This is a genomic window from Bacillus cereus group sp. BfR-BA-01349 (assembly GCF_022663795.1).
GTDB lineage: Bacteria > Bacillota > Bacilli > Bacillales > Bacillaceae_G > Bacillus_A > Bacillus_A cereus.
Map to the genome: position 1 here is coordinate 1 of NZ_JAKUGE010000086.1, position 12,659 is coordinate 12,659.

Consider the following 12,659-nt stretch of genomic DNA (forward strand, 5'->3'; position numbering starts at 1 on the left):
GGAACGCCGTATGCTGGGAAACTAGCACGTACGGTGTGAGGCGGGGGAAAAGGCGGAGATAGAATCAAAACCTTACCTATCGTCATAATTTGTAAAATTAACAAAAATTTTAGGTGGCATTAATTTAGATGTACATGAAGAAAGTGGAATAATAATCAACCCTTGTGCAATAAATTATTCTGAAATTCCTCTAGATGACAAGAATGATGAAGAGTTAGAGATGTTAGCACAAGATGATAAGGTAGTCATTTACGAAAAAGATGGAAAGAAATTTCAAAGGTTTGTTCCTATTAGAGAAAAGACGAATGAAATTCTTGATTTCTTTGACATTGTAGTACGCGGTAAAGGTGGAATTGAAGATGGCCTAGATGTATATGAGCGTAACTACTTAGAAGAAGCAATTATGTATATTTTTACAGAAGAGTTGGGTATAACATCACATCCAGATAGCCTGTTTAAAGATGGGGTTGAAGAGGTAGATGGTAGATTAATACAATCTCAAGTTCGTAAGCCTGAGCCTGAAATTTTACAAATTTATAATTACATATTGGAGAAATATAGTGATGCAGATGATGCCAAGAGATTACTGCATGCGATTAAACCATTTTTAAGAACGGGTTCTAAACCTATTTTTGATGGACAAACAAACTTAGGTAGCAATGTTAAACAAAGCTTAGATGAATCCAGACTTGTTAATTTTAATATTTCTCAATTAGAGGAAGGATTCTTAAGACCAATTGCTTTCCACGTTATTCTTAACTATTTGTGGGAATATTTTGCTAAAAACCCAAAAAATGCAACGAAGAGGAAGTTTATTTATTGTGATGAAATTTGGCAGTTTATTGATAATGAGCAAACAGTTACTTTCTTTGAAAAGATAGCGCGACGTATTCGTAAACGTCATGGGGGATTATGTTACGCATCTCAAGATTTTGTGCGCCTATTACGAAATGCAAAATCTCGAGGGATTTTAACTAATACTCATACTTTGCTCTTCTTAAAGCAAAACAAGATTGATAAAGAAGAGGTTAGAAGAAACTTCGATATTACTGAAGGCGAGTTAAATATTATATTTGGTAATCCTGCAAAAGGGGAAGGTGTATTAAAAACAGGTGATTCTTCAATTTGGTTGCGAACGGATCCATCAGATGAAGAATTAGTATTTATTGAATCGAACCCTGCGGTTTTAGAAGAAAAATTAAAGAGACAGGCTATTCATAATAGATAACCGTAGTATGAGGAAAGTTTGTTTAGAAGTGGAGGTTTATTAATTGGATTGGATAGGCGAGAAGGCGTCGAAAGCCGCTGAAAGTATAGTGCAAGGTTTTTGGGAAAATCTTTGGAAACCTTTTGAATCAATCCCTACATTCTTCAGATTAGTGTATGGATATAAAGAAGACACTTTAGTATATAATACTTTTGCGCCAAATGATATTACTGGAATTATATCCCCTGGTGTTGGTAATTTAACAATATTAATTGGTTTTATACTAGTGTTTTCTATGATTTATGCAGCAAATAAAATATCTAGCACTTCAATTAATCCAGGTAATCGAACATACTTTTTAGAGTTCGCAAGGGATTGGATATTTGTAATTTTGGTGCTTGGTAATTTGAGTATGTTGTATGATGTTGTATTTACACTTAATAAAGGGATAATAGATTTCTTTAAATCTAGCTTAGATCTTACTGGAAAAGACATTTATCCTCCACTTGGAGAGCATATTATAGGTGAGATTTTTGCACGTTTAGTACTTTTAGGTGTAACAATATGGGCTTACTTCTATTATTTAATGAGAAAAATAACATTAATTATATTAATGATTCTAGGCCCTGTTTTTATTAGTCTATTTATGTTCCCTGCAACACGCCAAGTGACATTCACATGGTTTAAAGAATTTGTAGGAACTGTTTTTGTACAGGCTATCCACGCTTTATTACTATGGATTGTAGCAACGATAGTGGATAAAGGTACTGGATTTGGTGCGATTGAAAAAGGTGCTGATGTAGGTTTACTTACAATCGGTATGCTTTATATAGTTATCATTCCATTAGGAGAAGCTTTAAAAAACCTCTTTGGACTTAGCTCTGGTATGACTGATGGTTTAAGCAAAGCTGCTTCAATGAGTGGGCTTGCTGGTTTAGGTGCTATGTACAATGTTGGTAAAGGAGCTTTCCAAGGTAAAAGTGTAGGCGAAATTACTAAAGGTTTAGCCCAAGGGATAGCAAGTAGAGGTAGAAATGGAGGAAGAAACGATTCAGGAGATGGATCAGAAGATGCTGCCGTTAAAGACCATTCAGCTAAAAAAATGTTTAAGATGTCTGAAATAGTATCTCGTGGTGGAAAAATGGTCATGGGAATGGCTGGAACTGCAGCTGGTATGGGATTAGGGCCAGGAGGTTCAGCATTAGGTTCCTTAGTTGGATACAAAATGGGTTCTGCCGTAACGCCTATTGCTAGAGGTACATATGTAGGAGCTAAAGGTCTACAAGGTCTTGTGAAAGGCGGAGTACAAGGGGCAAAACACGGCGTTAGAGAAGCTATGGAATCCGAAGCATTTAAGGCATTAGTAGATCAGCAGGCTGATTTTGATACGAATAATTGGGCTAAAGATAATAAAGCTGCTTTCATGCAGGATTTAGCTTCTAAAGGGATTACTGGAAGTAAAGCTGAAAAAGCTTGGAATCAAAAATTAACGGATCAAAAAAAATATTTTAAAACTCGTGCTAGAGAAGCTTATAAGCAAAACGGTTTGGCTGCGTTTGATACTACTAAAGCAAGAGCATCAGAATTAGCTGATGAAGCTGCAAATGAGTTGGTTGATCAGTATGCAAATAGCACAGCAAATAAAGAAGCATTTAAGAAAAGTTACTTGGAAAATACAAAAAAACAAGGTATTGAAGCTAATGATGAAATGGTTGATAAAGCATGGAATCAGCATTTGAATCAAAAACGTCAAGAGTTTTTAGGAAATACGAGAAAAGTAGCTAGTTCTTTGGCGAAAGGAAAAAGTTTAGATTCCTTTATTGATAAAGAAGCATTTAATAAACTAGCAAATAAAAATTACGATGCTAATTTAGTAGAGCAAGAACAAGCATTTAAACATTTTTATAAAGCTAAAAATCCAAATGCCACATCTAAAGAAGTAGATTCAGCATGGGATGAACAAAAAGATTTAATGGCAAATAGTTTTGCTAAAGGATTAAATACAAAAATATCAAACCTTAATCAAACACCATATGGAACAGGTCAGCAAGCTTTAGGTTCATCAATGGCTAAACAGTTTGCAGATGATTTTAAAAGAATGTATGCAAACGAGGAAAATCAACATAAAGGTGCGTTTGTTAAAAAGTTAAAGCAAGAATTTCCTGAAATGAAGAAAATTGAAATTGAACGTTTATGGAACGAGCATGTAGAAGAAAAATATAATGATGTATTAAATGGAGCTAATAAAGTTGCTAAGCAATTAGGTACAGTACCAAATGTAGATAATGTACTTAATAAAAAAGACTTTGCAAAAGCTTTGTTAAGTTCTGACGCGACAAAGTCTTATATTGGCGCTCAAGAACAAGCATTTAAACAGAATTATTCTCAACAGAATCCTGAGGCTACTCAAGAAAAGGTAAATAATGCATGGGAAAATCATAAACTGCAGTTACATGAAAATATGGGAGCAACTGTACAGAAATCTATGTCTAAAGTTGCTAACACACTACCTTCATTAGCAACTCAAGCTAAAGCGATTGACTTAGTTAATGCGGTTTCTCAAGGTTCAATGAACAATTGGTTAGCCAATAACTCTAAAACACAATTTGCTAAACAATTAAAATCTACGCCAGGTAATGAAAATATTACCCAAGGGGAAATTGATCAAGCTTGGAATAATGAGGTAAGTACACAAAAAACACATTTTAAAGAGCAAGCAACACAAGCGGCGCAACAATTAACAAATGGTAAACCTCTTGATAGCTTTGTTGATAAAGGGCAGTTTAAGCAAGTCGTTCAATCAATGCGTTTAAAAGATGCAAAACAAGCCTTTGCTGAACGTTATGATGGACAAGCATCTCGTGAACAAGTTGAACAAGCATGGTCTTCTCAATTGCCGGGTGCTAAAAATATTATTTCAAATGAGCTTGATGGGTCTATTAATAAGGTAAGCTCTTCTTCTGGTATACAAGGAGTTATAAGCGGAACTCATGCAAGAGGTGTCGATTTAGTAGAACAAGCAACTATGGATTTAACAAGAGGATATGCGGAGCAAAACAGGGAGCAATTCTATTCTCAAAAATTAGGTGCTGGTATGAGCATTAAGGCTATTGATAATGCATGGAAAGAAAATGTAGAAGGTTACCGTAATAATGTATTCGAAATGGCTACAAATACACTACAAGATTTATCAGGAGGACAATCCCAATATGCATTTATTGATAAAAATCAATTTGGACAGGGATTAGCATTTAGAAGAGTGGAAGTTGCTAGAAATGAATTTTCTCAGCAATTTGCGGGTGCTTCACCAGAATTTATTGAAAAGCAATGGGAACGTAGTGGCATCGAATCAAAAATGAGCAATGAATCTCAACAAATAATTGCAAATGTACCTAAAGTACAAGCTACTAAAGGGTATGAATTAGGTCAATTTATGGCTACCCATCGCGCATCTAATATTACAGATCAGTGGGCAGCAAACAATAAGGAACAGTTTTTTGCTCAGCAAAAGGCTAAAGGCATTGCAGAACCACAAATTCAAAACTCTTGGAAAGAAGCAGTTGGTGTACAATACGCTAATAATTTAACTAATGTACAACAAGAATTAGCAAATAGTACAAACAAAAACGTGGTTATTCCAAGACAAATTGGTGCGGTAGTACAGGGTATTGCAACTGGTAGTATGCAAGGAGCATATGCAGGATCGGGTTTAAAGAACTTTATAGATACTGGGAAAGAGGCAATTAACTATAAAGTATTTGACAAAGTTCCAGAAGTAAATACGTTAGCAGAAGCTGAACAAAGGCATATGCAATTCCAAAAGACAATGTCATTTGCAGCAGGGGTTTTAGGTGGCCAAAAGGCTTATCAAAAAGTAGCGAATATAGCAGCTACTCATAGCCCATATGCTTCAAAAATTCAAGAGTCTGTTATGGAAGTCGGGGACATTGCTCAATATGCTCAAAAAACAATGGTAAAAGATCAATTTTCAGGACAAATGGTAGAAAGAATTAGTAAGGATGCTATTAGATTAGTAGTTGAACCAGAACGTTCATTTATACAGGTAAAAGGAAATGATGGTCAATATAAACGAGTTTCTCCTTACGGTGCTGGATGTACTGAGCTACAACAAGGAGAAGTTTTATATCAAGATCAAACTATATTAGAAAATACTTTAATCCCACGCGCTATTCAAGGCTCAAATTCTACTTTCTATAAAACAGATTCTAGAGGGTTAAAGTCTATTTCAGACCATAAGGTACTTGTTAAACCTACAGATTTATTATCAAATCGACACCAAGTGATAAATGCAGAAGAAGTAGTACATTTTGATTCGTTTAGTCCAGAGGTTGACCAAGGAAACTTTACAATGAAAGATTTTCAACAAAATTCTGCTGATAATAAGGCTACTTGGGTTGTAGAGAAAAATAGAAGCTATATGGTAATGAAAGACCATAGTAATCGAAAATTAAGAGTTACACCATACTTTGAAGGTAATCCATCGTTACCATTTGGAGAAACTATTTTTAAAGAGTTTGCTGTTGAAGGTGGAAGATTAAAAGGATTTACTAAGGAAGGTAACTTAAATTCTTATCGTATGGGAAGTAATGGTGAACCATTATTGGCTGATCCTGAGTTATTCCCTAATATCGATGTGAATAATTATCTTCGTCCTGAACCAAATAAAAGGTTAATGCGTCGTAAATTCATTGAAGAAAGACGTACTAAGCAAGGGGTGTAGTGAATGAGTCCAAGAAATGATGATAACTTAGCAATCCAAGAGGATGAATTCATTAGACGAGATATATCCACAGAAGAAGAATTACGAGGAAGGTTGTTAAATAAACAACCTTCTTCTACTAAACAACCAAGAAGTGCTTCAGATAGATTAAATAATAGAAAACAACGGGACAATAATCATAAAGAACAAAATAGAAAACCAGATCAAAAACAAAAGAAATCGAAACAAAAGAAGTCAAAAAAGACAGAGCAATCCTCTAAAAGTAGTAAAACAGGTAATCTAAGGCAACAAGCAATGAATAAAGCAAAACAGCAAGTTCAAAAACAATTACAAAAGCAGGCCCAGAGAGCTGCAAAAGCGGCTGCAAAAAAAGCCGCGAAAAAAGCAGCTGCAAAAGCAATTAAAAAAGCTTTAGCGGCAGCCATGAAAAAAGTAGCTTTAGTTTTGCTCAAAATGTTAGCGGGGGTAAGTCTTCCGGTAATAGGGATACTGTTACTAGTAATTACAGTAGTTGTTATCTTGAGTATGCTTGCTAGTGCATTTTTAAGTTCAGGTTCCGATCAAAATATAAAAGGATTAAGTCAACAAGATAAAGATACGCAAGCTTATGTAAAGCAACTATCAGAATCGAGTTTTGGTGGTGCGGAACAATGGGCTTATAGATTACCTCAGGAACTATTATCATCAGTAATACAATTAGATTCCTGGCGTGATGGTAAAGATTTAAAAGATTTTGATCCCAATAAAATTGATTTTGGTGGAGTTGGTGGAGTTGGAGGAGTAGGCGGTGGAGTAAGTGATGGTTCAAATGGGGGCGGTGGAACTGCTCAAGATACTGGGAACTATACTACCACAAATGCAGGTCCATGGATGACATTTGAAGCAACTGGATATTATGGAGAAGACTCGGCTATGCAAGGTGGATTTTGTCCAGCGGTAGGTTGTGACAAAATTGGTTTTAATTTTAGTCAGGCTATTAGATATAACGGGTATCGTGTCGTTGCAGTTGACCCTCGAGTAGTGCCGTTATGGTCTATTGTTGAAATTAATGATCCTGGGACGGGTTTACATATCCAAGGGGTTGCACTTGATACAGGTGGAGCTATTAAAGGGAATAGAATTGACATTCTACATGAAAATCGGACTCAAGCTTATGCGTTCGGCCGAAGATATAATACGCAAGTTCGTGTTTTACGGTCTGGTGCAGGAGATAAGACTTATCCGCAACGTGGTGATGGAGCGCCTTTAGCAACAGCCCAACCACCAGCAGGAAGTCAAACATCAACACCCCCAGCCCAACCAACCCAACCGTCTTCATCTGAAAATAAAAAGGCAGATCAAATTATAGAAGAAGCTAAAAAATACATAGGAGTTCCTTATGTATGGGGAGGTTCGTCACCAAAAGGGTTTGATTGTAGTGGATTAACCCAATATGTATTTAAGGCTTTAGGTATATCATTAGATCGAACTGCTGCTATGCAATCAAAGCAAGGTAAAAAAATTCAAAATGCAAATGATGTAAAAAAAGGAGATTTATTATTCTTTGCTAACACAGGTAATCGTAGTGGTATCACTCATGTGGCTATATATATTGGTAATGGGAAGATGATTGAAGCACCTGATGTTGGACAAAATGTAAAAGTTTCTGAGTTTAAAACTGGTAAATTTGCATGGGCTACAAGAATGCTAGGAGATGGTGATCTAAGTTCAAATGAAGGAGCTGATGTTTCTACTGGTGGTGGTTCTGGAGCCGGTTCTGGTGGCCCTGCTAGTGTTAATAAAGCATTATTAAAATATTTCTTTGATAAGTTGAAACCTGACTTTACCTATGAAACGAAAAAAGAAACTATAGAAAATAAAACAAAAACATGTGCTAGAAAAAAACCAGGTACAGATGATTGTGAAGAATGGAAAGAAAGTATAAGTACTAGCACGCGTGAAACAAAGGTTATTTCAAAAGTTAGAGCATGGAATGGTGAAGCAAAAATCAATTATAAAGAAACTAAATCTGGTTGGAAACGAACAGGTGACAATACTGAAGTGCAGGAAACCAATCTTTTACAAGACAAGCAAGAGTTTAAATATGATTTCTCTAAACTAGATGAGATTTTAACTCAAGCCGGCTATAACTATACAGATAAAAAGATGTTCCAACTGTATTATGAATATGCTAGCGGATTGCCTTTACATTATATAGATTGGTTGGATGGAAAAGATATCTCTGCATTATTAGATGGAGACTTTATTGGAGACATAATTCCGGGTTCTAGTATTCCGCCTCAATTCATGCCGATTTATTTAGGAGCAGAGAAAAAACATGGTACACCATGGTACATCTTAGCCGCAGTACATTACCATAAAAGTTCATTTTCTAAAAATATTACGGTCTCTGCAGCTGGTGAAAGAGGTCCAATGGGAATTAAACCAGTTGCTTGGATGGGCTGGAAACATCCAAGTCGTAATTCAGAAGGGAATTTACAAGGAATTAGTAATAAAGATTTGCAAGATATGGATTTAATTAAGAAATATGGTGGTTATGGAGAAGACGGTAATAATGATAAAAAAGCAGACATTGATGACAACTATGACGCTATTTACACCGCTTCAAAATATTTATCAAAATTAGGTGTGAAAGAGGATATGGAAAAAGCATTGTGGCTATATACTAATTCAAAAGATGGTGGGAAAAATATCTACGAAACTGCCATGAAATTCAAGAGTGAAGCCACTTATAAACATGATCAAAATCAATTGCCAACTGCTACAAGTGGTGATTGGATGGTTCCAACACAAGGTAGATTAACTTCTGGTTATGGTGATAGATCGTTTGATAATCATCATGGTATTGATATTGCTCAAAAGGGAACAGTTCCAGTAGTAGCTGCAGCAGATGGAGTTGTATTCAGATCCTATTTATCTACTTCTTATGGAAACTGCGTAATGATTAGACACAATATTAATGGCCAGCAGTATGAAACAGTCTATGCACATATGAGGAATCGTGCTGTAACTGAAGGCACCCAGGTTAAAAAGGGACAGTTTTTAGGATATCAAGGTGAAACAGGACAGGCTTATGGCCAACATCTACACTTTGAAATGCATACACCATCATGGAATATTAACAAATCTCATGCTGTAAATCCAATACAATTTATAAAAATACAGTGATACTAAAGGGATAGATGTTATTTATCCCTTTAGTCATCTAAATGTATTTAATAGAATTAATTAAATAATTCTTGAAGGGCTGTGAATAAAGAGGTGTCGAAAGAAAAAAAATTATAGTTTTTATATTACTAGGATTTTTATTGATTTTCTTTATAGGAGTTCAATCAAGAAATTATATGTATGGGGAAAAATCTTCATTTGCAACATCTTCCCCGTTACATGTAATCGAACAAAAAAAGAAATTAGAAAATCAAATAAAACGTACAGAAAAATACTATAACTCAATTAACTATGTTATAAATAAATTGAAATTAGATGATATTGGTGAAATTGAGGGATTAACTGATAAGGAAGGAATAAGTCAGGAAGAATTTTTAGCAGAATTTTTTGCATCTACATTATTAGAAAATGATGAAATATTTTTGGCGCATGTAGATCCTAATTCATTACTCAATGATAAAGACTTTGATTTGTCTAATGAAAACATCAAAAAAATAAAAAATTTAATTTCTAGAAAAAGCACTATTAAGGAAGTTTATTTACAGTCTAAAACAATTAAAGATAATTCTAATTTTGAAGTTGTTGTTTTAGTTTCATATCAGAATAAAGATAATTTGAAATTGAAATTACGAATCTCTAAATTAAGCAATAACCATCTATGGTTAATACATCTCTTTCTGATATAAATAAACAATTACAAAGGCAATAAATTTGAAATAAGGTCTAAGTGGTTAGACATAAATAAAGCATAGTTTGAATGGATTTTAGTTCAAACTATGCTTTATTTTATTTATAACTGCTAAATTATTTTAACTTTAAAATTGAAAGTTTTTCAATTGGTTGTAATGGTATATTATTTTTTATTTTCTGTTCTGCGGATTGTCTACTGTCCATTAAAATAGCACGTGATAAGGATTGGAAGTATTTAAAAGCATAATCCTTATCATTTTCATTTTTTTTGATATATTCTAGATCACCTAAATTAATTTTGAAATAGGGATGTGACTTAAGATTTTGTAATAATATGTTTGCGTCTTCTTTGCTAAACAATTTCTTTGGTTCAAATTGTTTATTATTTGGTAACATTAGGTTATGGCTAAGTATAAATATAATTGATTCATAATACGGATCTTTTGAAAATACATCTTTAACTAAAATAGAAGGACTTTTTTGTAAAGGTTTGTCTTTTGTGTTGTTTATCAGGGAACTCAGGATAACAGCCATTTCTTCTTTTTTCATCTTTAATTCGGTTCCAATTGATGTTAATTCGAATTTTTGGTGTGGTAAATATGATTGTTCGCCGTGGTTAAATAATGTAATCGTTGTCTCCGGCTGTCGTTGTACTTCTTCTTTTTTCTCTTTGGGAAGTTTTTCTTCAATTCTCTCCATGACATTAGTACTATCTATCCCTGATTTTTCTTCACTTTGTTCCCCAGAATTTGATTCATTTTCTTCATTATTAGTAGAGTCACTCGTATTTTTAGACACGGCCTTGGAAATATAAACATTACCTTCACGAACTAAATTTTCTCCTATTGTAATAGGGTACTTAGCTTTAATGCCATTAGGAGTTACATTAAATGATTTTGGCATTTCTTCAATTTTCTTAGGTTTTGTATTAGACGAAATAGGTAATTCGTCATTTTTAACTTCAGGAGCAGTAAATGTTGTAACGGTTTGACTATTAGAAATAAATCTTCTAGCCCCCAAATAACGTTGTTTATAGTAAGGATTACTTAAATTAGCGATATGGACCTTTGTACCTCCCTCATGTATAAAATTACCGTTTTCTAGGTAAATACCAACATGTGAAGCACCTTTTTTATAAGTTTCAAAAAAAACTAAGTCTCCTTTTTGTAATTCATTCGTTAGTATTCCTTTACCCTTTCCAAACTGTTCTGCAGCAGTTCTAGGTAAATTTATTCCTACACTCTTTAAGACATGTCTAGTAAATGATGAACAATCTAATCCTATGTTTGGATTTTCACCACCAAAAATATATGGTAATCCCATATAAGTTTTTGCATATGCCTCAATTTTGTTTGCTATTTCATTAGTAGCATTAACAGGTTGTTCAGTAGCTACTTCTGAATTGTTAATTGTTTCTGCTAGAATGGGGTTACTATACAATACACACCCTACTGTAAATACTGATAGCATACCCACTATCTTTCTTTTCATTAATGTGTCCTCCTTAAGTAATAGATAGTACACATTGTATTGATTTTAAATCGATATTTTAATAGTAATTTGCATGTTTGAGAAAAATATAAAAATTACTATTAAAATTCCACTAGACGATGAATATAATACATGTCATATAAAATAGAAGTGGGGCGATGTAATTGCAACATGAAAGGAATAATTTAATAGATTTTATAAAATCTATTTGTATTCTAGGGGTTATGTGTATTCACACTGTTGGATTGAGCTTTTCTGTTGAGAATATAAGTGTTTTAGGATTATATATTGATCATTTATTTAGATTTGCGGTTCCAATATTTATAGGGATTTTAGGATATATGACTATAAGAAGGTATATAAATATTGAATCATGGTCACTATTCTATAAGAAAAAGATATTATATATTGTTATACCTTTTTATATTTGGTCTTTTATCTATTATTTAACTCCAAATGCTTATCCATTTTCAAATGGGGAAGAAGGTAAACAGTACTGGTGGCAGATATTAAATGGTGAAAGTGAAATTCAATTGTATTTTATGATTGCCTATTTCTTGTTTCTATTAATGACACCTTTAGTAATTTGCTTATATAAGAAACTCTCAAGAGGTGCATTTATAATTATTTGTCTTCTATTGTTATTAGGTCATGTATCGCTATTAATATACTCAGATTATATGGTTTGGATTAAAAAAGTGGATTTTTGGTATACAAATTTGAATTATTCATTACCTATACATTGGTTGGCGTACTATTTAATAGGGATTCTAATGGCTATATTTGAAAAACAGATAAGTCATTTTATTATAAGTAGCAAGAAGTACTTTACTAAAAGTGCAAGATTAGTAATTAGTCTTTTTCTATATCTACTTGTTGTTATGGCTTTTCTAGTGTCTATGAGAGGTCTTAAGCCGTACTCTACTGTTTATTTAGTTCTATTGTGCTTGGTTGCATTATACTTCTTATATAACTTATATGACATTCTAAAGGTCAAAAAAGTTGTAGGTTATTTTTATTTTATTGGTAACAATACATTTCCAATTTATTTAAGCCATGTACTATTTATAAAAGTCGGGTTTTTCTTGTTAGAGAAGCACGTTTCTTTTATAAATTTATTCATAATATATGTTGGATGTTTAATTTTTTCAGTATTATATACTTTGTTACATAAGAGAATATATAAATTGATAAAAATAAATCCAAGTAAGGATTTAGCACAAGATATAGAGGGTAGGGATTAAATGGGAATTATTAAAGGGGTCGCACCACACATCCATCAACTTAAGGGATATTTTCAAACAAAATGTGGTTTTTTTATATAATTTTTTATTATCTTTTATAGATTTTATAAAAGTAGGC

The 12,659-nt window shown here is 33.4% G+C and carries 5 protein-coding genes and 1 pseudogene; 5 read left to right on the top strand and 1 reads right to left on the bottom strand.

Annotated features, from left to right (window positions below):
* Window positions 1–88: 88 nt before the first annotated feature.
* From MR169_RS27185 to MR169_RS27200, 4 genes and pseudogenes are all read left to right on the top strand, one after another.
* A pseudogene (locus MR169_RS27185) lies at window positions 89–1,228 on the top strand (VirB4 family type IV secretion system protein); the annotation flags it as partial.
* 43 nt (window positions 1,229–1,271) lie between these two features.
* Window positions 1,272–5,948, top strand: a complete 4,677-nt coding sequence (locus MR169_RS27190) for a type IV secretion system protein (protein WP_242320352.1) — start codon at window positions 1,272–1,274, stop codon at window positions 5,946–5,948.
* Window positions 5,949–5,951: 3 nt separating this feature from the next.
* Entirely contained in the window at window positions 5,952–9,116 is a 3,165-nt protein-coding gene (locus MR169_RS27195; protein ID WP_242320353.1) for an NlpC/P60 family protein, read from the top strand.
* Between the two features lie 176 nt (window positions 9,117–9,292).
* Window positions 9,293–9,802, top strand: coding sequence for a hypothetical protein (locus MR169_RS27200; RefSeq protein WP_242320354.1), 510 nt, complete (start codon window positions 9,293–9,295; stop codon window positions 9,800–9,802).
* Window positions 9,803–9,920: 118 nt separating this feature from the next.
* On the opposite strand, the gene MR169_RS27205 is transcribed toward MR169_RS27200, so the two are convergent.
* Window positions 9,921–11,297 (bottom strand): C40 family peptidase, encoded by a 1,377-nt coding sequence (locus MR169_RS27205; protein WP_098523975.1) that lies wholly within the window; start codon window positions 11,295–11,297, stop codon window positions 9,921–9,923.
* A gap of 164 nt (window positions 11,298–11,461) precedes the next feature.
* Here MR169_RS27205 and MR169_RS27210 point away from each other — a divergent pair, with 164 nt between their 5' ends.
* Window positions 11,462–12,541 carry an acyltransferase gene (locus tag MR169_RS27210; protein WP_001163455.1) on the top strand — a complete coding sequence of 360 codons (1,080 nt, stop codon included), beginning with the start codon at window positions 11,462–11,464 and terminating at the stop codon, window positions 12,539–12,541.
* Window positions 12,542–12,659 lie beyond the last annotated feature (118 nt).